Consider the following 21,924-nt stretch of genomic DNA (forward strand, 5'->3'; position numbering starts at 1 on the left):
GCTCACAGACGTTGCGGGGTAGCATGGTCCCATGGCGACAGGGGCATCCGGAACAGCAGGGCGCAAGGTGACGCTCGCCGACGTGGCGCGGGAGGCGAACGTGTCGGTGTCCGCCGCGTCGAAGGCGCTGCGGCACGCCGACCGCATCTCCCCGCAGACGCAGCGCGCCGTCGCGGCGGCCGCGCAGCGTCTCGGCTACATGAGTCCCACGGAGCGCACGCACGTCGCCCGCCGGCGCCGGCGCTCGGGTCTCGTCGGACTCATCACCTCCGACTACAACGGGCGATTCTCACTGCCGCTGCTCACCGGAGCCGAAACGACGCTCGGCGCCTCCAACCACGCGGCGCTGCTCATGAGCTCGCATGGCCAACCGTCGCTGGAACGCAGCCACATCGACCGTCTCGCCGCCTACGGTGTGGACGGGCTGATCGTCGTAGGCAGCACGACGAACCCGCGTCCGCCGCTCGACGCGCGCACCACGATGGGACTGCCCGTCGTCTACACGTACGATCCGTCGCGCGATCCGGATGATTGCAGCATCATCTGCGACAACGTGGGCGCCGGCGCGCAGGCCATCGAATACCTGCTGAGCATCGGCCGCCGCTACATCGCGGTCATCGGTGGTGCCGAGGATTTCCAGGCGGCGCGCGACCGTGCGAAAGGCGCGCAACGCACGTTCACCCTCTACGACTTCCAGCCGATCGACATGCTGTTCGACACATGGGGCGAGGAATGGGGCGAACGCGCGGCGCGGATGCTCGCCGAACGCCACCCGCATCTCGACGCGATCTACTGCCTGAGCGACGAGATCGCGCGCGGCGCGGTACGCGGACTCACCGCCATCGGCAAGGATGTGCCGCGCGACGTCGCCGTGATCGGGCACGACAACTGGTTCGTGTTCGCCACGAACGTGCATCCGACGCTCACCACGTTCGACAACAACATCGCGATGATCGGCAGAATGGCGGCGAAATACCTGCTCGACGCAATCAACGGGCACCCGCATCACGGCGTGTTCGGCGTGGAATGCCCGATGGTCGTGCGCGAATCCACCGAGGTGGGGCGTCGCACGCCGCTTGAGGGCAGCGGTCGGATTTTCGAGCGGCAGGGTGGCTGAGTGCGTCCGTGCACGCGCGGCGCGGTGTGGCGTGACCGGGGGGCGCTGGCTGACCGACGGTGTTGCCGGAAAGATTCTTTGCATAACGGTGGATAACGCGTATCCGTCCACACGCTATCCACAACACGCCCGGGGTGAGGGGCTCTTTCCACATTGCTTTGTCGCTGTGGCGGTGGAGGCGCGCGATGGCGCACGCTGGATGCACCGGGGAGATCGGCGTCGCACGGGCTTCCCGGTACAGAACCGTAATCACCGCAACGATGCAACGCCGGCCGAGCGGCCGGACGGAAAGGACCTCACCATGGGCATCCAACAAGCGCTGGTGACCATCACCGGCAATCTCGGCGGACCTCCCGCCCCCTTCACCACGAATGCGGGCGTCCCCGCATGCTCGTTCCGCGTGGGTATCACCCCACGCTTCTTTGACCAGAACGCCGGACAGTGGCGCGATCGCGGCACGTCGTGGGTGGGCGTGTGCGCCTACCGCACGTTGGCGAAGAACATCCTCGGCTCGCTTGAGAAAGGTGATCCGGTCATCGTAACCGGCATGCTGCGCACCGAACGCTGGCAGAAGGAGGGCGTCGACCGCAGCACGCCGGTCATCGACGCCTCCGCCGTCGGTCCGGACCTGAGCCAGGGCATCGCCCGGCTCAACAAAATCAACAATCGGCGGCAGGCCGATGCACAGACGCCGGAAGGGGGTGAGAGTGCTGGTGCTGGTGCTGGTGCTGGCGGTGTCGGCGGTGCTGGTGGCGCGGGCGTCGGTGGGACCGCGGGGCCGCCCTCGAATCCGATGAATCCGGCGATTCCGCCGAATCCCGCAGCCAATGTCGGCTCAGCGCTTGGCGTCGTCATCGACACGAACGGCATCGGTGATGGTGCCGGTGGCGGTGGCAGTGATGCGGCTGCCGGTGCCGGTGCCGGTGCGGGCACGCCCGGCGAGTCCGGTGGTGTCGACGGTGCCATCGACCCCGTCACCGGCGAAGTGCGCGGAACGGGCGGTGGCGATGCTGTCACCTCCGGCGGCGCAGGTGCCGTCGGAGGTGATTCCTCCGACGACTTCGGCGATCCTGAAATGTGACGTCGGTCGGGCGGTGCGCGTCTTTCGTCGTGCACCGCCCGCAATACTCACGTTTGAGCAGAAGTGTGCATCGCATTCGCGACGCACACTTCTTACCAGATGCGAACGCGCTGTTCGGGGGCCAGATACATGGCGTCGCCCTCGTGCACGTCGAAGGCCTTGTAGAAGAGGTCGACGTTGCGGACGATGCCGTTCGTACGGCACTCGGCGGGGGAGTGCGGGTCGATCTGCAGGTACTGCTCGGCCAGCTCGTCACGGTTCTTCGTGCGCCAGATCGACGCGTAGCTGAGGAAGAACCGCTGCAGGCCGGTGAACCCGTCAAGCTCCGGCGCGGCATCGAGCGACGCCGCAATCGCCGCCATCGAACCGTCCTCCGGACGGCCCGCGGCCTTGTCCAACGCGAACGCGTACGCCTTCAACGCGATGTTCACACCGCCCAGATCGCCGATGTTCTCGCCGATCGTCAACGCGCCGTTCACATGCGGGGCCTTCTCCGGTTCGTCGGCGTACTTCTCGGCCAGCTGGCGCGGGACGAACGCGTTGTACTGTTCGATCAGCGCCTTCGTGCGCGCCTCGAAGTTCGCCTTGTCCTCTGCGGTCCACCAGTCGTTGAGCTTGCCGTCGCCGTCGTACTGCGCCCCCTGATCGTCGAAGCCGTGGCCGATCTCGTGGCCGATCACCGCGCCGATGCCGCCGTAGTTGGCCGCATCCTCCGCCTCCGGGTCGAAGAACGGAGGCTGCAGGATCGCCGCCGGGAACACGATCACGTTCATGGTCGGCTCATAGTAGGCGTTCACCGTCTGCGGGTTCATCAGCCACTCGTCCTTGTCGACCGCCTTGCCGACCTTCGCCAGCTGGTATCCGGTCTCGTACAGGGAGGCGGCCTTCATGTTGTCGGCGAGCGTCGCGTCCGCGTGCACGTCCAGTGCCGTGTAGTCGCGCCAATGGTTCGTGTAGCCGATCTTCGGCGTGAACTTGGAGAGCTTCTCCAACGCCTTCGCCTTCGTCGCCTCGCCCAGCCAATCCGAATTCGTGATCGACACGCGGTATGCGTCGATCAGGTTCGCGACCAGCTGCTCCATGCGCTGCTTCGAGCTTTCCGGGAAGTGGCGCTTCACATACTCGCGGCCCACATCCTCGCCGCAGATGCCGTTGACGAGACTCACGCCGCGCTTCCAGCGCACACGCTGCTTCTTCTGACCGGACAGCACCTTGCCGAAGAAATCGAAGTTCGTCACGTCGAACGCGCGCGACAGGTACGAGGCCGAACCGACGATCATGTGGACACGCGCCCACAGCTTCAGATCCTCCAGGTCAGCCGCCTCCCAGAACGCGTCAAGTCCCGTCAGGAAGCTCGGCTCGTGCACGATCACACGGTCGAACACCCCGCGGAAGTCGAGCGGCTGCACGGTCGCGGCAGGCGTCGCGTCATACGCGTGCTGCCACGCGTCGATCCACGCGTCCAGATCGAAATGCTTCAACGTGGCGGCCAAATCGGCGTAATCGGTGGGGTTGTACGTCTTCACCGAATCGCGCGTCGCCACATTGTCCCAATGGTTCGCGGCGATTCTCGTCTCCACGTCGAGGAAGCGACGGGCCAGGTCGAGCGCGGCCTCGCTCGGCGTCGGTATCGCGACATCCTCGCCGTCGCCGTCCGTGTTCTCGATGTCGTCGTCCACGTCGCCGCGCGTCGGCAGCTCGTCGTCGACGTTCGGATTGTCCTCGGCGGCAGGCGCGTAACCGGCGTTCACGAGCTGCGCGGCGACCATGTGCGCGTGCGCTTCGCGCACCGGCGCGTAATGATCCTCACGGTAGTACGCCTCGTCCGGCAGCATGATGCCGCCCTGCTCGACGTGCGCGATGTTGAATTCCGGGGCGCCCGGGTCGCCGTAGATCGCCAGACCGAACAGGTCGGCGCCGCCCTCCGGATTCAGAGCGCCGAGCACGCGGGTCAGCGCGGTCTTGTCCGCGGCGGAGTCGATTGCGTCGAGCGCGGGCCTGATCGGTGTGATGCCGGCCGCCTCGATCGCGTCCGTATCAAGGAACGAACGGTACAGGGCGCGCGACTTCGCGGCCGGCGTGACGGCCGCCTCGGCGGCGCTGGCGTTCGTGCTCTCACCCTCGTTCTCGTTCTCGTCTTCGAGGATATCGCGAATCTGATTCTCCGCATCCTCGGCGAGCTTGTCGAACGAGCCGTAGCGGGAACGGTCGTCGGGCAGACGATACGTGTCGATCCACGGACCGTTCACGTAACGGAACAGATCGTCGGAAGGCTTGACGACGCCGGAGAACGACGCCGGATCGATGCCGGACCTGAGCGGGCCGGCGGCAGTTGCAGATGTTTCACTCATGCTCACCACAGTAGTCGTTCCCGTCGCCGGGTCTTATGCGGGGCTCTCTGCCGTAGCTCTTCCTCCGGTGCTGCGCGTCGCTCACTCGTCGGGAAGGCAGGGGCCGACCCGACCATGATGCTGCGCGCGCTCGCAGTCGCCTCACTCGTCTGAAGAGGGCAAAGGCAAGGCGGGCGACAGCGTGCTGCCTCTTTTGGTTGAGGGGTTGGAGAGCTGCTGGATCGTCAGACGCTCGCTACCGGCTTGACGACGTCGGCTTGGCCGAGGCGGGCGGACGCGGCCTCGACGATCGCGTTCACGTTCTTCGTGTTCTTGCCGTAGTCGATGAGGCCGAAATTCAACTTGGATGTGACCATGACCCACGTGCGCCCATCCTGACCTTGCGTCACCTGCGCAACGGCCTTCTCGCCCCACGAAGTGAGACTGATCCCCTTGGCGAACGTGACCGTCCACGAGCTCGGATCCGCTGTGACCGTGAAGCCCTTCAGCGACTGGCCCAGCTGCGCGAGCGTGTCGAACACCTCCTTCGGCTGCTGCGTGAACGCCACCGTGGTCGACTTACCTGCTCCCCATCCCATGAGACACGCTCCTTCGTCGTTTGGTTGTCTCGTTGTCATCGCACCGGATTCCGTGCGTGTCTTCACTATCCCACGGACGGCCGTATCGGCGGGGAGGCGACGCGGTACGGCCGGTGAATAACGGGTGAACACTGGTTCGGGGGTATGCGGGCAGGGGTTGGTGTGGCTTCGGTGTGGCTTCGGTGTGGCTTCGGTGTGGCTTCGGTGTGGGAGGACCACCCTCAGTCTCGCTGCGCAAGACAGCTCCCGCCGGTGGGAGTGAGGAGTCCTTGACAGGGCGAGAGCTGTCGGCAGGCGGGTGCTGGAGTCTGCCGGGCGACTCCCGCCGGTGGGAGTGAGGAGTCCTTGACGGGGCGGGAGCTGCCGGCGGGTGCTGGGCAGGCGGGTGCTGGAGTCTGCCGGGCGACTCCAGCCGGCGGGAGTGAGGAGTCCTTGACAGGGCGGGAGCTGTCGGCGGGTGCTGGGCCTGACACGGGGTAACTCCTGCCGGCGGGTGCTGGGCGGGCGGGGGCTTACAGGAGGATGATCTGACGGTTGAGGATCGCGTCGTTGTTCTTCGCCGGCACCGTCCTCCAGTCGACCGCTCCGAAACCGCCGCGGCCTTCGTGACGGTCCACGTACTTGTGCATCCACTCGAAGCACTGCTGCGTCTGGATCGCATCGCTCAATGCGCGGTGCTCCTCGTTCTGCGCGATGTCGAAGCGCTGGATCAGGTCAAGCAGACGATGATGACGTTCACGCGCGAACAGCGTGCGGCTGATCTGCATCGTGTCGAAATCCACGCAGGAGAACGGGCCGTCCAGCACCTTGCGCGTGTTCCAATCGAGGAAGCTCAAGTCGAAACGGATGTTGTGCCCGATCAGCGGCTCGGCCAGGGCAATGCCGGATCCCGCAGCCGTGGTGTTTCCGTTGGTTTCGCCATCCTGCGCGCCCTGTGCGAGCCAAGCGACGAACTCGGGCAGCACCTGGTCAATCGGATCGAGACCGGCGACCATGTCATCCGTAATGCCGGTGAGCTTCACCACAGCCGCCGGAATCGGACGCAGCGGGTTCACCAGACGCTGGAAGCGGTCCACAATCTGCCGGTCGCGCACGCGCACCGCGCCGATCTCCGTGATCGCGCAGCTGTTCGGATAGAAGCCGGTCGTCTCCAAGTCGAGCGCCACATAATCGGACGGGAACCCCTCCAAGCGGGAGGAGACCGCGGCGACGGTCTCGAGATCGGACTGCTGGTCGGAAACGGTGGTGCCGGAAACGGTCACGGCTGCTCCTTACTTACGAAGTCATATTCCATATTCAAGTCATTGCGGCACGCCGCCGCGTGCATCCGCGTGCGAGCCATCCGTCAATCGACGGCCGTCGCGTGCACTCCATGGTAGACGAGCCACCGGGACACGGAACATCTATACCGGTTCCCGGCAGGATATGCATGGTTCAGGGGCGAATGTGTATGGTTTCGGGGCGAATGTGTAGTCCAGCGGCGGCAACCTGTGGGGTGTGGTGCTGAAGAGCGGTTCCATAGCGGCTGCAAGCGAGATGCTGGCCGGATGAGGATTGGCGGAATTCCGGGCTTTTTGCGTGGCGTGCCGCTGCTGCCGAGGCACCCGCCGCGCAGGTCTTCAGCACCACACTCCACACATTCGGGTCGAAACCATGCACGTTCGGGTCGAAACCATACACATTCGATCTCAGACCATGCACGTTCGCCGTCAAACCATACACATCCGTCGTTAAACCGGAACATGGCAACGGTCTCCTATAGTTGGACTGTCACGTTGCCGACAAACCGACGGGCGGCGACGATCGGAGACGGACACGACGGACAAGATGGATGGGCCAACCAAGCTAACCGGCCTGTCCGGGATGGTCGAAAACGGAAGGCAAAGCAATGAAACGAATCGTGGCGGGAATCGTGGCGCATGTGGACGCGGGCAAGACCACGCTCTCCGAAGCGTTGCTCTACCGCACCGGCGAAATCCGTAAACTCGGCCGCGTCGACCACGGTGACGCCTTCCTCGACACCGGCACGCTCGAAAAAGCGCGTGGCATCACCATCTCGGCCCATCAGGCGCTCGTGGAACACGGCGGCCTCCGACTCACTCTGCTCGATACCCCCGGTCACGTCGACTTCGCCGCCGAAACCGAACGCGTGCTGCGCGCCCTCGACTACGCGATCCTCGTCGTCTCCGGCACTGACGGCGTGCAAGGCCACACCGAAACGCTGTGGCGGCTCCTCGCCCGATACCATGTACCCACGTTCGTGTTCGTCAACAAATGCGATGCCGCCGGCTTCGACCGGGACATGGCGCTCACCGACCTGCGCCGTCGTCTGGGAGACGGTGTCTACCCGCTGCCGCTGCCAGCCGGTCCCGTCAGGGCCTCGGCCAGCACCGCGGCTGGCGACACCTCCGGCAGCACCTCCGTCAGCACTTCGGCCGGCACTTCGGCCGGCGACGCTTCCGGTGACGGCATTCCCGACGCCACGCCGATTGACCTGGGCGATGCCGCCGAGGACATCGCCACGCTTGACGAATCCGCGATGGACGAATACCTCGAAACCGGCACCTTGACCGCGGGCACGTTGCGCGGCATGGTCGCGAGGCGCGAGCTGTTCCCTGTGAGCTTCGGCTCGGCGTTGAAGCTCGACGGCGTGGAGGAGTTCCTCGACACGTTCGACGCCTATACGCGCGAGACCGCCTGGCCGGACGAGTTCGGCGCTCGCGTATTCAAGATTTCGCATGACGATAAGCACAACCGGCTCACTTGGCTGCGCGTGACCGGTGGCACGCTCAAGGCCAAGTCGATGGTCGCGCTCGGCGGGAATGCCGGTGGGGAGACCGGCGGCAATGCCGGTAGGGAGGCCAGCGGGAATGCCGGCGCAACTGGTGCCGGCGACGCTCCCGATTTCACCTCCGAGAAGATCGACCAGGTGCGCGTCTACAACGGCGCGCGATTCGAGATCGCCACCGAGCTGCCCGCCGGCGCGGTGTGCGCGGTCACCGGATTGGAACATACGTTCCCCGGCGCGGGACTCGGTGCCGAACCGGATGCCGGCAGCCCGGAGATGCAGCCGGTTCTTACCTACACGGTGCTGCCGTTCGACGCCCTCGGCAAGACGGGCGAGAAATCGAACGCCGGCACGGGTTTCGCCGGCTCTACCGGCTCCGACGAATCCGGCAAGGCCGTCGGCTCCACCGGTTCCACCGGTTCCTCCGCCTCCGCCGCCAGCCCTACTCCGACTCCGCGTTTTGACGACCTCACCTTGCACAAGGTGATCGCCGCGCTGCGCGAGCTCGAGGACGAGGATCCGCTGCTCCACGTCGTCTGGGTCGAGCGCCTGCAGGAACTCCACGTGCAGCTCATGGGCGCCGTGCAGCTCGAGATCATCCAACAGACACTCCACGATCGGTTCGGGCTTGACGTGGCGTTCGGCCCCGGTTCGATCCTCTACCGCGAGACCATCGACGCGCCTATCGAGGGCGTCGGCCATTTCGAGCCGTTGCGCCACTACGCGGAGGCACACATCCTCATCGAGCCGGTCGAGCCGGGTAGCGGCGTCACGGTGGCGTCCGCGTTGAGCGTCAACGAGCTCGATCGCAACTGGCAGCGGCTCATTCTCACGCATCTGACCGAGCGCGAGCATCTGGGCGTGCTCACCGGCTCGCCGCTCACGGACGTGAGGATGACGCTCGTCGCCGCCCGCGCGCATGTGAAGCACACGGAGGGGGGTGACTTCCGCCAGGCCACCTACCGTGCGATCCGTCAGGGGCTGATGGAGTCGCGGGCCGGCGTGACCGGCCGTCCGGTCATCGGCGTGGACACGGCGAGGCCGGCCTACGAGCCTCCGGAGGAGAACGAGGGAGACGGCGAGGGCGACGGCAAGTCGCGTGGGAACGGTGGCAAGTCGCGCGGTGATTCCGGTGTGCAGGGCGCGTCCGGCGACCGCGACGTCTCCGCGATGGTGAAGGCCGTCGCCGCCGATCCGGGGCATTGTGTGCTGTTGGAACCGTGGTACCGTTTCCGGCTCGAAGTGCCGTCCGACATGATCGGGCGTGCGATGGCCGACGTGCAGCGCATGTCTGGCACGTTCGACGCGCCGTCCGATATGGATAACGGTGACTATGCGGTCGTCGAGGGCGAGGCGCCGGTGAGCGAGATGCGTGATTATGCGATGGACGTGAATGCGTACACGCATGGGCGTGGACGGTTCTCCGCGACGTTCGGCGGGTACCGGCCGTGCCATGATGCGGCGCGCGTGATCGAGGAGACCATGTACGACCCGGAATCCGACTTGGAGAACACACCCGATTCGGTGTTCTGCGCGCATGGCGCCGGCTATCCGGTCAAGTGGTACAAGGTGCCGGAGTTCGCGCACGTCGACTACGCGACCGCGCTGTAGACCCCTATCGGGCCCTTCACCAGATCTGCGGCCGCACGAACCCGTGCTTCTCAAGGAAGCGCTGCACGTCGCGCAGCTCGTCCATGTTGATGGAGTGCGCCATGCCCGGGTAGACGTGTTCGTCGAGCGTGCCGTGCTCACGCCAGAACTCGCCCATTGCCGCCACATCTGACTTGGGGAAGATGTCGTCGATTGCGCCGTGGCCGTAGAAGACCGGCGGCCGCTCGCCCTCGGGGGTCGAGGCCAACGTCGCGTCGCCGGGCAGGTCGCCGGGGGCGAGCCAGCCGGAGAAGCTCACGGCCGCCGCGTAGCGCTGCGGGTCGAAGCGGAGCATGTGCGCGGCGAGCAGACCGCCCTGCGAGAAGCCCATCGTGACGACCGTGCGGTCGGCGGGGATGTTCGCGCGCACCCAGTCGTCGATCGCCTCGGCGGCGGCCTTCGCCTGACGGGTCAGGGATTCGCCTTCCGGCACGCCTTCGTGCGCCCAGTCGCCGAACCAGGTGCCGCCCATGCCGTAGGGGATCGGGGCCCTGAGACTTGCGTAGTCGGCGGAGGATGCGCCGCAGTAGCGCAGCAGGTCGGGCAGGTCGTATTCGTTGGAGCCCCAGCCGTGCAGCAGCACGAACACCGGGGATGTGGGGGAGCCGGTCAGACGCGTCAAAGCCTTGGTGATCTTCATGCCTCCCAGTGTAGGCCTGCTGGGTGCGGGCTCCGTCGGGCAGGTGGGCCGGTCCGTCGTACCGTCATGCCGTGGCGCCACCTCCAGTCGGCTTCGCCGACAGCCCCCGCCAGCGGGGGCAGGGTGAGAGGAGCCGGTGGGACGGAGATGTAGGCCGGCTGGGAGCGACGGATAACAGTTCATAAGGAAGGCGTATAGCAACGCCGTTCCGTTCGCGCGGATCATCGATTATCTTCGATAGCAGCCGCGCGGGGAACGGCCCCGAGCAATGCCACGCGAACACGATAGGGGGTGCGCAATGACCAGGTTCAACACTCAGCTCGTCCACGGCCTTCCGGTCGGCGATAACGCCACCGGCGCCGTGAACCCGCCGATCTACAACTCCACGACATATGCCTTCGAGAAGGTCGGGTCCATGCCCCGCTACGATTACGCGCGCAGCGGCAATCCGACCCGCGAGTTCCTTGAGAACCAGATCGCGCAGCTCGAACACGGCGCGCGCGGATTTGCGTTCGCATCCGGTCTCGCCGCCATCCATGCCGTGCTGAGCGTGTTCAAGCCGGGCGACCGTATCGTCGTCGGCAAGAACATCTACGGCGGCACCTACTCGCTGTTCCACGAATACTTCGCCGATCGTGGGCTCGAGTTCGACGCGGTCGACACGCATGATGCCGAAGCGTTGGAGGCCGCCGTCGCCGGCGACCGCGCGAGCGGCCAGGCTCCGGCGAAAGCCGTCTACTTCGAAGTGCTTACCAATCCGTTGCTCGACGTGAACGACGTGCGCGCCATCGCGAACATCGCGCACCGTCACGGTGCGATCGCCATCGTCGACAACACGTTCGTCACCCCGTACCTGCAGCGTCCGCTCGATTTGGGCGCCGACGTGGTCCTCCATTCGGCGACCAAATACCTTGCCGGCCATTCCGACGTGAACGCTGGACTCGTGGTCACGCTCGGCGAGAAGATCGGCCAGCAGATCTACTTCGCGCAGAACCGTTTCGGCGGCGTGCTCGCGCCGGCCGAATGCGACGCGGTGCGCCGCGGCATCCAGACGCTCGCCCTGCGCATGGACCGTCAGCAGGCGAACGCGAAGGCCGTCGCCCAGTATCTGCTCGCGCATCCGCTCGTGAAGACCGTCAACTACCCGGGGCTGCCCGGACGTGAGCAGGAGCTTGCCTCCAAGGGGCTCAAGGGGGCGGGCGGCGTGCTGAGCTTCGAGGTCGTGCCCGGCGTCGACCCTGCCGACGTGCTCGACAACCTGCATATCTTCCGTCTGGCCGTGTCGCTCGGCGCGGTGGAGAGCCTCGCCGAACTTCCGTGTCGCATGACGCATTTCGAACTGCCGCGCGAGGAGCGTCTCAAGGTCGGCATCACTGACGAACTGGTGCGGCTGTCCATCGGCATCGAGGATGCGTCCGATTTGATTGAGGATCTCGGCCAGGCGTTCGACATCGCCTACGAGCAGTACATCAAGCGTCACGCCGACGTCGATGTGTTCGAGGAGCTTACGGCCGGCGTGCTCGCGTAGGAGGTGCGCCCTGCGTGGGACCACCCCCAGTCGGCTGCGCCGACAGCCCCCGCCAGCGGGGGCGGAGGTGGCGTGACGGATTGTTGCCGACAGCCTCCACTGGCGGGCAAGGATGAGCGTATCGGGTTTGCCGACAGCCTCCACTGGCGGGGCGGCGTTCGGTTTGCCGACAGACCCTGCACGCGGGGTGGGATGGTTGGCAGGTTTGCTGACAGCCTCCGCCAGCGGAGCGGGGGCTGTCAGCAGGCGATTGTTAGAGCAGGCCATCGGCCTTGAGGGCGGCAGCCATGCGGTCGAACGCCTCGCGGAGGATCGGGCGCGGCATCGCGGTGTTGAACCGCACGCATCCGCGGCCCGCCTCGCCGCATTCACGGCCGTCGGTGAGTGCCACATGCGCGCGCTCCAGGAAATACCCCGCCGGATCGTCCAGTCCGAGCGGCGAGAAATCAAGCCACGCGATGTACGTGCCCTGCGGCCGCGCGTAGCGCACCGCGGCGAACCGTCCGCGCATCTCGTCGTCGACCACGTCGAAGTTACCCTTCAGATACCCGAGCACGCCGTCCAGCCACGCGGAGCCGCCGTCATAGGCGGCGACCGCAGCCACCGCGCCGATCGTGGCGGTCTGGTGCTCGGACATCTCCGCGTCGCGGATCCACATGTCCATGTCCGCCGGATTCGTGAGGATCACCTGCGCGCATTTCGTGCCCGCGATGTTGAACGCCTTCGACGCGCTCGTCGCCGTGAACGCCTGCATCGCCGTGCGTTCGTCGATCGAGGCGAACGGCACGTGACGGGCGTCGCCGTAGACGAACGGCGCGTGGATCTCGTCGGAGAAGATGCGCACGTCATACCGGTCCGCGAGTTCGGACAGGCGCAGCATCTCGTCGCGCGTCAGCACCTTGCCGATCGGGTTGTGTGGGTTGCACAGCACGAACGCGTGGCATCCGCCCGCGAACGCGCGCTCGATCGCGTCGAAATCGAACAGCCATCCCGCGTCGATGCCCTCGCCGTCGCGCAGCATCGGCACCTCGATCACATCGACGCCGCACAGTCCCGGCACGCTCAGGAACGGCATGTACGCGGGCGTCGGCACGACGATTGAATGACCTTCGCCGACGATTTCGCCGAGGAACACCTCATACGCTTCCATCACATCCGGCACGGTGCGGATGATGGCCGGATCCACGGTCCAGTCGTAGCGCAGCTGCCATGCGGCGCACGCGCGCGCCACCTCGCGCTTCAACGGGTCGGACAGATAGCCGGTCGCGCCGCGGGCCGCCGCATCGGCGATCGCGCGTGCGATGCACGGTGCCAGGCCGAAGTCCATTTCCGCGATGAACGCGCCGATTGTGCCAGGGAAGCGCGTCCACTTGTCCGAGCCGATGCGCACGAGGTCGTCGGCCGTCAACGCGTCGATCGCCGCCGGATCGAAGTCCGGGGCGGCGGCGCAGGTGACGGTGGTGTCGTTGTTGTCAAGCATGGTGCCGTTCATAGTCATGGCACTCATTGTCCGCGGGTCGCGCGCGCCGTTCAACGCCGCGGTGCCACGAAATCGTGATGGCGCTCGCGTTTTTGCTTATCGCGCGCGATGGGATGCGGGATGCGGGGACGCGCAACGACGGGACGCGGGAGGTGGGGACGCGCAACGACGGGACGCGGGAGGTGGGGACGCGCAACGACGGGACGCGGGAGACGGGGACGCGTAACGACGGGACGCGTCTCGCGACGGGACGCGTGACAGTAACGTGATATCCCCGGATATTCGGGCGACGTACATGCGCAACGATGGGATGCACACGTGTCATGTGTCACGTATCACGTGTCACGCGGCGTCGCCGTCGCGCGCGGTCAGATACGTGACCGCCGTGCGCTTCATCTCGCGCACCAGCGCGTCCACCGCCGGGCGGTGGTCGCCGGTGCGCGTCACCACTCCCACCTCGCGCGTCGCATAGTCGTCGGCGATCGGGCAGGCGACCAGGTCCGCGCCCAGATTGATGTGCGTGTCCAGTTCCGGCACGAGCGAGACGCCCATGCCCACCTCCACCAGATTCTGCGTCGCCCAATAGTCGTCCGTCGCGTGGACGACGTCCGGCGTGAACCCGGCACGCGACGCGAGCTTGACGAGATTCGCGCGGCAGGTCGGGCATCCCGCGATCCACGATTCGTCCTTCGCCACGGCCAGCGAGACCGGCTTGTGATCGTCCGCATACCGGCGCGCCACGTCGCTCGACCGGCGCACCAGCAGGCGCAACGGGTCCGAACCGAGCGAATGGAACGTGAGATCGTCGCCCAACGGGAGGAACGACGGGATGGAACTGTAACGGAACACGGCCGCCGCGTCCGCCTTGCCGCGCGCCACCTGCACGATCGCCTCCGGTGGCTCCATCTGCGTCAGACTCAGCTTCACGTCGGTGAACATGCCCAGCTTGACCACCGTGCGCGCCGCAATCGTCGAACAGATCGACGGCGGCGCGATCAGCGACAGATGCGAGTACCGGCGCTCGCGATAATCCTCCAACTCGCGCGAGGCGTGCTCGAGTCGCTCCGCGATCGACTCGCCGTGACGGGCGAGCATCGCGCCCGTGGCCGTCAGGCGCACGCCGTGCGACGTGCGCTCCACGAGCGTCGTGCCGCACTGCGCCTCCAACTTCTTGACCTGCTGACTGATCGCCGGCTGCGACCAGCCGAGCGCCTTCGCCGTGGCCGAGAACGAGCCGTAGCGTTCGATCTGCCACAGGGTGACCAGCGACTGCGGGTTCAGTTCCGTCATATGCGACTCGATTCGTGAGATGGGCGGTTTTTCGGGGAGGGCTGACGCGGTACGGCGTGTGCCGCGATTCCCGTACGGTTTCGATGATAGTCACCAGGGCTGGTGAGGTCGGACGTATCGGGTGCATAACGGTTCATCAGCCGGGCTGATAACGGGGATAGCCGTTCATAAGGAGGCCGTATAGCCACGCCGTGTTTTCGACCGTTTCGCCATGGTACCTTCAAGGTACACGCGGCAAACGCGTAGGAAACATAAGGATTCCGGCCGGCGGGGGAACGTCCGGGCGGAATCGGGGAACAGGGGGTCGTCATGAAAGGCACGAACCGGATCGGCATACTCGCCATACCGCGGCGCATCACACGAATGTGATGGCCTGCGGCCAGCTACAGGCGGCCGCGGGCGGTAAACCAGTCAGTCTTCACGCGTGAGGCAGGCTCCGGCAATAGGGGAGCCGGAACCGACAATCTCCGCCCCGCGCACTCATTCCAGCCGTGTACGCTGCAAGGCCCTGCGCGAGCCATGCCATATGGCAGGTCCGCCAGGGCCGGCAAGCGGAAAACGCAGTGCGAAACGCACGGTGACACGGACAGACGACACAAACGATACGGGACAATACAGGGGAAACGAACACTCATGGCACAGAACCAACTCTTCGATCTGACCGGACAGGTCGCGCTGGTCACCGGCGCGGGATCCGGGCTCGGCCGCGACGCGGCACGCGCCTATGCCGCTTCCGGCGCCGCGGTGGCGCTGCTCGACGTCAACACGGATGGCATCACAGCCTTGGAGAAGGAACTGACGGACGCGGGATACCGTGCACTCGCCATCACCACCGACGTGGCGTCCGAAGAACAGGTGCGCGACGCCATCGACACCGTGAAGGAAACGCTCGGCGACATCGACATCGTGCTCAACGACGCAGGTATCTTCGCCCGCGACAGCGCGGAGACCTTCACCGATGACGAGTGGGATCGCGTCTTCGCCGTCAATCTCAAGAGCATCCTGCTCACTACACGCTACGTGATCGACGGATTCAAGGCCCGTGGCTACGGCAAGATCGTCAACGTCTCCTCCGTGAACGCCCGATATGTGGAGGCCGACGATACCTACGTGCGTGACTCCTACTACTCGTCCAAGGCGGCGGTTCTCGGACTCACGCGTGCGCTGGCGGCCCGTTATGCGAAGCATGGGGTGACCGTCAACGCCATCGGTCCGGGACTGTTCAAGACCGGCATCACCGCGAACAACTTCGAGGTGGAGGGCTTCGCCGAGGCGTATGAGAAAGTCAACCCGTCCGGCCGTTACGGGCAGGACGGCGAACTGAATGGCACGGTGCTGTTCCTCTCCTCACACGCTTCGGACTACGTGCAGGGACAGTTCATCATCGTCGACGGCGGATACTCGCTCATCTGACCGGTGCATCCATCGATCATCAACACATACGATTCACGCAAGAAGAAGAACAGGACAACATCCATCATGGCGATTCTCAACTGGAACCTCAAGAAGACCGCGGCCGCGGCCCTCGCGGCGCTGCTGGTCGTCGGCGGTCTCAGCGGCTGCGGCACCTCCGCCAATGCGGAGGAAAGCAACGCGCAGACCATCCGCGTCGGCGTCGGCAACGCGTGGGCTCCCTACGATTACGTGGATGAGAACGGCGACCCCGCGGGTTATGAGGTCGAGGTGCTCAAGAAGATCGACGAGAAGCTTCCCGAATACAAGTTCGACATCCAGCCGGCCGCCTTCGAGACCCTGCTCGTCTCGCTCGATGCCGGCAAGCTGGATCTCATCGCGCACACGTGGCGACTCAACGACCAGCGCGAGAAGAAGTACAACTGGACCAAGCAGTCCGATCTGCGCAGTGTGGTGCGCATCATCACCTCGAAGAAGAACAAGACGCAGTTCAACAGCATCGAAGACTTCGCCGGACACTCCGTGTACGCGGCGGTGGGCGAATCCACGTCGCAGCAGATGGAGGAATACAACAAGCAGCATCCGGACAACCCAATCAAGATCGTCTACGCCAACGCGAACGTTACCGCCGAACAGCGATACACCGCGCTCGCGCAAGGCAAGGTGGACGCCTGGTACTGCCCCGAACCGGTGCTCAACGATATGAACAAGAACTTCGGCGGCGGACTCAAGGCGGTCGGTAAGCCCCTTGAGCAGAAGAACACCACGTTCCTCACCCAGAAGGGTGAGAAGCAGACCAAGCTCACCAACGCCATCGACGGGGCTTTGAAGGAACTGCGCGCCGACGGCACGCTCAAGAAGCTCGGCGAACAGTATCTTGGCGGAGACTTCTCCCAGCAGCTGAGCGCGTCCGAGGAGTACTGATCGCAATGGGATCCGGCGAAGTGCAATTGTTCTCGCTCGACCGCTTCGAGAGCGTGTTCCCGAAGGTGTTTGGAGCCCTTCCGGTCACCCTGCTCATCGTGGTGGCGGCGCTCGCCATCGGTGGACTGCTCGGCATGCTCATCGCCTTCGTGAGAGTGCATCACATCCCCGTGCTGGATCAGATCGCGGTCGTATATATCTCGTTCGTGCGCAGCACTCCGGAGATCGTGCAGCTGTTCATCGTCTACTATGGCGTGCCGCTCATCGCGCAGGCTCTGACCGGCGTGGATCTGAGTTCGGTCGAGGCATTGTACTTCGTACTCATCGCTTTCGGCGTCAACCAGTCCGCTTATCTCGCGGAACTGTTCCGCGGCGGTTTCGAGGCGGTGCCCACCGGCCAATACGAGGCGGGCGACGCGGTAGGTCTGACTCGATTCCAGACGTTCCGCCGTGTAATCATTCCTCAGGCCGTGCAACTCATCATTCCCGGTCTCGGCATCACCGTCATCGCGCTGTTCCGTAACACGTCGATTGCCGCCACGCTGGGCGTGGCAGACATGATGGGTAAGGCGGGGCTCATCGGCGCCGCCACCTACCACTATCTCGAACCGTATGTGGCGGCCACGGCGATATTCCTCGTCGTCAGCGTCGCGTTGGAACTGTTGTTCCGTCAGCTCAACAAGCGCGTGGTCTTCGGAAGGAGGCAGGCGGTATGAGACCGTTCTCCAGCCAGCAGTTCGCCGACAGTCTCGTCGCGGCGAGTCATTTCATCCCGCAGACGCTGTTGCTCGTCGCGGTGCCGTTCGTCGTCAGTATCACCATCGGATTCGTCGTCGCGGTGATTCGTGTCTGGCGGGTGCCGGTGGTCGCGCCGGTCCTGCAGGTGCTCACCACCATCATCCGTGGTATTCCCGTCTACCTGCTGCTCGTCATCGCCAACCTGCTGTACGACCTGTATTTCGATGCGATCGCCGAGCATTTCGGCTGGGCCGCCCGCAAATCGGATTCGGGACTGCTGAACCTATCCATTGTCATTCTGAGCGTCGCCTTCGTTCCGGTCGCGGCGGAGTTCCTCCGAGGGGCGTTGCTGGCGGTGCCGGACAGCCAGTATGAGGCGGGATACGCTTCAGGGCTTACGAAATCGCAGATCCTGCGCAGAATCGTGGTTCCGCAGATGATTCCCGAGGCGATTCCCAGCATCTCCAATATGCTGATTTCCCTCGTCAAGGCTTCGGCGCTCACCAGCGCCATCGGTGTGATGGACATCCTCAACGAGTCTATCCGGTCGGCCAGCTACAACTACAACCTGCTTGAAGCATATCTCGCGGCGGCGGTGCTGTATTGGGCCATCGCCGTGGGCATCGAGCTGTTGATGAAGGCGGCCGCGCTGCGCGCCGGCAGATTCAAAAAGGCGCTGGCTGCCTGAACGTGGCTTAAGTGCCGTCGGAGCCTCGTCCGCGTCTTGTCCGAACGGTTCGTGATCGCATGTATCGCAACCATCTCATCACTCATCCACCTTCATCCCCACACATCGCGGTCGGCCTTCCCGATCGATTACGGAAAGCGAAACGGAACATCATGATCGAAATCCAGCATGTCGGCAAATCCTTCGGCGGCAATCAGGTATTGAAGGACGTGAATCTGAGTCTTGAGCACGGGCAGGTGGTGGCGATCCTCGGGCCGTCCGGTTCGGGCAAGACCACGTTCCTCAGGAGCCTCAACTTCCTGGAACGCGCGGACAGTGGAACCCTGAGGTTCGGCGACGACGTCTACGACCTGCATGCCGCTTCCAAGAAGCAGGTGCTGGAGGTCCGTCGCAAAACGGGGTTCGTGTTCCAGCATTACAACCTGTTCGCGAACATGACCGCGTTGGGCAATGTCATGGAGGGGTTGGTCACCGCACGCAAGGTGCCGAAGAAGCAGGCCGAACGCATCGCGCGCGAGGCGCTTGACAAGGTCGGGCTCGCGGATCGCGTTGACTACTATCCGGCGCAGCTGTCCGGAGGCCAGCAGCAGCGGGTCAGCATCGCCCGCGCCATCGCCACGAACCCCGAGGTGATTCTGTTCGACGAGCCCACGTCCGCATTGGATCCGGAACTCATCGGCGAAGTGCTCGCCGTCATGCAGGACCTCGCGCAGTCCGGCACCACGATGATCGTCGTCACGCATGAGATGGCCTTCGCCCGGAACGTGGCCGACAAGGTGCTGTTCATGGAGGGAGGCGTCGTGGTGGAGGAAGGCACTCCCGATGAGATCTTCAACCATCCGGCGCAGGAGCGCACTCGCCAGTTCCTGCAGCGCGTGAGCGGAACGACGATACCGGCCACCGCCAAAGCCGCCTGAACCGTGAGTCATCCGGGAGGGTGACGGAACACGGCGGCGAGGCAAGACGCCACAGTACGACGAACCATGACATATGAAGGGGCAAACATGACCATCGCCAATAATCCGGTCGCGGTGAAGAATGAGACCGCGGTCACGACGCATGCGGAAAATCCCGCGGGGAACGCTGCGGTGGATGCCGCGCTGAACGAACTGTACGGGACGGTTCCCGAACGCATCATCTCCGTGTGGGGTGACGACATCGCCGCCCACGCGCAGGATTGCTCGATCTTCGCACCGCACAAGACCTCCGCGCTGATTACGCCGGAAACGATCGAACAGGTGAGCCAGGTGCTGACCATTGCGAACCGGTATCACGTGCCGGTGTTCACGTGGGGGCGAGGAACCGGCATGGCCGGCAGCGCGACGCCCACGCGGGACGGGTTCATCCTGTCCACCGAACGCCTCGACCATATTCTCGATATCAACCCGGTCGACCAGACCGTCACCGTCGAAGCGGGCGTCATCACCGCGGACATCAACAAGGCGGTCGAACGGTATGGTCTGTTCTATGCTCCCGATCCTGCCAGTGCGGCGATCTCCAGCATCGGCGGCAACATCGCGACCAATGCGGGCGGCTTCCACTGCGTCAAATACGGCGTGACCAAGGATTCCGTGCTGTCGCTCACCGTCGTGCTCGCCGACGGCAGCATCATCACCACCGGCCGCCACACCATCAAGAACGTGTCCGGATTGGATGTGACCTCGTTGTTCGTCGGTTCGGAAGGTCTGCTCGGTGTCGTCGTGAAGGCCACGCTGCGGCTTCGCCCGCGTCCGACCACCACCGCGACCGTCGTGGGGTTCGTGCCGCGCATCGAAGATACCGGCAAAGGCGTGGAAGCCGTGGTCGGCAGCCGCGTGCAACCGTCGGTGTGCGAGATGCTCGAAGTACTGCCCCAGATTCGTGAATCCGAACGATTCGGAACGATCGTCGGGGACGCGCGGTGGATGCTGCTCATTCAGACCGACGGCGAAGGCGCGGACGCGGACGCCGCCAAACTCAAGACGGCCTTGGAATCGGTCGGAGCCGTCGCCGTGCAGGTCACCGATCAGGCGGAGGTCGACTGGCTGTTCGAGCTTCGCCGCTCCGGCAAACCCTATCCGAAGGATGCATGGCTCGCAGGCGGCGACGTGGCCGTGCCGCTGTCGAAGCTCGCCGGATTCCTCGCCACGGTGACCGGCATCGCCGAACGTCACGGATTCACCTACCAGATCGTGGCGCACGTAGGAGATGGCAATCTTCATTCCGCGTTCTTCGCGCCGAAAAGCGAATACGACACCTATCCGGAGGAACTCAACGAAGCCCATCGTGAGATGGTGGGGGAGGCGCTCGCCGTCGGTGGGTCGCTCACCGGCGAGCACGGCATCGGTTTGGAACTCAAGGCGTATCTGGGGGACCAGATCGGAGAGCGCAATCTCGAACTGCAACGCGCCATCAAACGCGTGTACGACCCGAACGGCATCCTCAATCCCGGAAAGTGGCTGTGATCATGACCGCATACTCCGAACTGTTCCAGCGGCTCGACACCGCGTCGCCGTTCTCCTCCGGCAATGACATCGACCCCATCGAAACGCGGCTGCTGCCGTTCGACATCGGCATCCCCGATTTCTCCCTGTTGCCGCGCGACGATTACGCGAAGGCGGCATCCGAAGTGTTCGGCGGCGCATCGTTCGCCGAAGCCGTTTCGTACTCCTCGTATTCCGGCATCGATCGTCTCCGCGAGCAGGTGGCACGCCGCCGCCATACGAACGTGGAGAATGTGTTCATCACCACCGGTGCCACGCAGGGCATCTTCCTCGCCGTGGCGGCGTTCGTCAATCCGGGCGACGTGGTGGTGGTCGAGAATCCGACATTCCCGTTCGCGTTGAAAACGCTGCGTCTCGCCGGCGCGGACATCCGCACCGTGCCCACTGGACCGCGGGGGTTGGATGTGGGCGCGTTGGAAGAGCTACTTGAATCCGGCGTGCGTGTCTCCCTCGTCTACACGGTCTCCGACTTCCAGAATCCGACCGGCGTGACGTTGTCCGCGGCCGCCAAAGCCCGATTGCTGGAACTGGCGGAACGCTATGATTTCGTCATCGCCGCGGACAGTCCCTACCGTGACCTCTGGTTCGACGAGCCTCCCGCGGAATTCCCGCAGCGTGCGCGCGAAGGCCGGAATGGCGGCCATCTTATCGAAATCGGTTCGTTCTCCAAGACGCTTGGACCCGGTTGGCGCGTCGGGTGGAACATCGCCGACGCCGCAACCGTGGAACGGTTCGCCGCCTACCGCACCAGTTCCGAAGTACATCCCTCGGGAGTCGCCCAGAACATCGTCTCCACGCTGCTCGGTTGGGACGGCTGGTATGACGGACTCGTCGCGCATCAGCGCGAAGTCTACCGCCGCAAGGCGTACGCGTTGTACGACACGCTTACCGGCATCTTCGGCGCGGACATCGTCGTGCGCCGGCCGGAAGGCGGGTACTTTCTGTGGGCCACGTTCCCGGAATCCCTGGATCCCTCGACCGACGTGAGGCGGTATGAACTCGCGCGGCGCAATGTGCGGGTGGTGCAGGGCGATTCCTTCTATCCGTTCGACACCGGTTCGCGGGCCCTCCGACTCGCGTTCTCGTTCCTCCCGGAAGACGATCTCGTCGAAGGCTCCCGCAGGATCGGGCGTTCGCTGCTCGGCTGATCGTGCCGTTTCGCGTCGGTGCTCTCA

At 64.9% G+C, this 21,924-nt stretch carries 16 protein-coding genes and 1 pseudogene; 11 read left to right on the forward strand and 6 right to left on the reverse strand.

The features are described 5' to 3' along the window. Positions 1 to 31: 31 nt before the first annotated feature. Together AC1AYR_RS04640 and AC1AYR_RS04645 are read left to right on the forward strand one after the other, a co-directional pair. Positions 32 to 1,117: a LacI family DNA-binding transcriptional regulator gene (locus AC1AYR_RS04640; protein WP_476555142.1), complete on the forward strand. Its 1,086-nt coding sequence runs from the start codon at positions 32 to 34 to the stop codon at positions 1,115 to 1,117. A gap of 301 nt (positions 1,118 to 1,418) precedes the next feature. Further along, on the forward strand, positions 1,419 to 2,198 hold the full coding sequence (locus tag AC1AYR_RS04645) for a single-stranded DNA-binding protein (RefSeq protein ID WP_476511626.1): 780 nt from the start codon (positions 1,419 to 1,421) through the stop codon (positions 2,196 to 2,198). A gap of 92 nt (positions 2,199 to 2,290) precedes the next feature. On the opposite strand, the gene AC1AYR_RS04650 is transcribed toward AC1AYR_RS04645, so the two are convergent. The 3 genes from AC1AYR_RS04650 to AC1AYR_RS04660 all read right to left on the reverse strand — a co-directional run bounded on the left by AC1AYR_RS04650 (position 2,291) and on the right by AC1AYR_RS04660 (position 6,389). Beyond that, positions 2,291 to 4,549, reverse strand: coding sequence for a M13 family metallopeptidase (locus AC1AYR_RS04650; protein ID WP_476511627.1), 2,259 nt, complete (start codon positions 4,547 to 4,549; stop codon positions 2,291 to 2,293). Positions 4,550 to 4,773: 224 nt separating this feature from the next. Next, entirely contained in the window at positions 4,774 to 5,127 is a 354-nt protein-coding gene (locus AC1AYR_RS04655; protein ID WP_476511628.1) for a hypothetical protein, read from the reverse strand. Between the two features lie 512 nt (positions 5,128 to 5,639). Then, positions 5,640 to 6,389: a 3'-5' exonuclease gene (locus AC1AYR_RS04660; RefSeq protein ID WP_476511629.1), complete on the reverse strand. Its 750-nt coding sequence runs from the start codon at positions 6,387 to 6,389 to the stop codon at positions 5,640 to 5,642. Between the two features lie 626 nt (positions 6,390 to 7,015). Here AC1AYR_RS04660 and AC1AYR_RS04665 point away from each other — a divergent pair. Beyond that, a pseudogene (locus AC1AYR_RS04665) lies at positions 7,016 to 9,520 on the forward strand (GTP-binding protein); the annotation flags it as partial. A gap of 22 nt (positions 9,521 to 9,542) precedes the next feature. Here AC1AYR_RS04665 and AC1AYR_RS04670 read toward each other — a convergent pair. Continuing rightward, positions 9,543 to 10,205: an alpha/beta hydrolase gene (locus tag AC1AYR_RS04670; protein WP_476511630.1), complete on the reverse strand. Its 663-nt coding sequence runs from the start codon at positions 10,203 to 10,205 to the stop codon at positions 9,543 to 9,545. A gap of 298 nt (positions 10,206 to 10,503) precedes the next feature. Here AC1AYR_RS04670 and AC1AYR_RS04675 point away from each other — a divergent pair, with 298 nt between their 5' ends. Continuing rightward, positions 10,504 to 11,733 carry a trans-sulfuration enzyme family protein gene (locus AC1AYR_RS04675; protein WP_476511631.1) on the forward strand — a complete coding sequence of 410 codons (1,230 nt, stop codon included), beginning with the start codon at positions 10,504 to 10,506 and terminating at the stop codon, positions 11,731 to 11,733. Positions 11,734 to 11,986: 253 nt separating this feature from the next. Here AC1AYR_RS04675 and AC1AYR_RS04680 read toward each other — a convergent pair whose 3' ends face one another. Next, positions 11,987 to 13,231 carry a MalY/PatB family protein gene (locus AC1AYR_RS04680; protein WP_476511632.1) on the reverse strand — a complete coding sequence of 415 codons (1,245 nt, stop codon included), beginning with the start codon at positions 13,229 to 13,231 and terminating at the stop codon, positions 11,987 to 11,989. A 324-nt stretch (positions 13,232 to 13,555) separates the two neighbouring features. Continuing rightward, entirely contained in the window at positions 13,556 to 14,503 is a 948-nt protein-coding gene (locus AC1AYR_RS04685; protein WP_476511633.1) for a LysR family transcriptional regulator, read from the reverse strand. A 633-nt stretch (positions 14,504 to 15,136) separates the two neighbouring features. On the opposite strand from AC1AYR_RS04685, the gene AC1AYR_RS04690 reads away from it, so the two are divergent. The 7 genes from AC1AYR_RS04690 (at position 15,137) to AC1AYR_RS04720 (ending at position 21,897) form a co-directional block, all read left to right on the forward strand. Then, positions 15,137 to 15,916: an SDR family NAD(P)-dependent oxidoreductase gene (locus AC1AYR_RS04690; RefSeq protein ID WP_476511634.1), complete on the forward strand. Its 780-nt coding sequence runs from the start codon at positions 15,137 to 15,139 to the stop codon at positions 15,914 to 15,916. A 66-nt stretch (positions 15,917 to 15,982) separates the two neighbouring features. Further along, positions 15,983 to 16,840, forward strand: coding sequence for a transporter substrate-binding domain-containing protein (locus tag AC1AYR_RS04695; RefSeq protein WP_476511635.1), 858 nt, complete (start codon positions 15,983 to 15,985; stop codon positions 16,838 to 16,840). A gap of 5 nt (positions 16,841 to 16,845) precedes the next feature. Beyond that, complete coding sequence (locus AC1AYR_RS04700) at positions 16,846 to 17,556, forward strand: amino acid ABC transporter permease (protein WP_476511636.1); 711 nt, start codon at positions 16,846 to 16,848, stop codon at positions 17,554 to 17,556. Further along, entirely contained in the window at positions 17,553 to 18,266 is a 714-nt protein-coding gene (locus AC1AYR_RS04705; RefSeq protein WP_476511637.1) for an ABC transporter permease subunit, read from the forward strand. The genes AC1AYR_RS04700 and AC1AYR_RS04705 overlap by 4 nt, the downstream gene beginning before the upstream one ends. A gap of 152 nt (positions 18,267 to 18,418) precedes the next feature. Beyond that, a complete protein-coding gene (locus tag AC1AYR_RS04710; protein WP_476511638.1) occupies positions 18,419 to 19,183 on the forward strand; it encodes an amino acid ABC transporter ATP-binding protein in 765 nt (254 codons plus the stop codon). Positions 19,184 to 19,270: 87 nt separating this feature from the next. Further along, positions 19,271 to 20,710 carry an FAD-binding oxidoreductase gene (locus AC1AYR_RS04715; protein ID WP_476511639.1) on the forward strand — a complete coding sequence of 480 codons (1,440 nt, stop codon included), beginning with the start codon at positions 19,271 to 19,273 and terminating at the stop codon, positions 20,708 to 20,710. 2 nt (positions 20,711 to 20,712) lie between these two features. Continuing rightward, positions 20,713 to 21,897 carry an aminotransferase-like domain-containing protein gene (locus AC1AYR_RS04720; RefSeq protein ID WP_476511640.1) on the forward strand — a complete coding sequence of 395 codons (1,185 nt, stop codon included), beginning with the start codon at positions 20,713 to 20,715 and terminating at the stop codon, positions 21,895 to 21,897. Positions 21,898 to 21,924 lie beyond the last annotated feature (27 nt).

Source organism: Bifidobacterium sp. LH_417 (assembly GCF_056357035.1).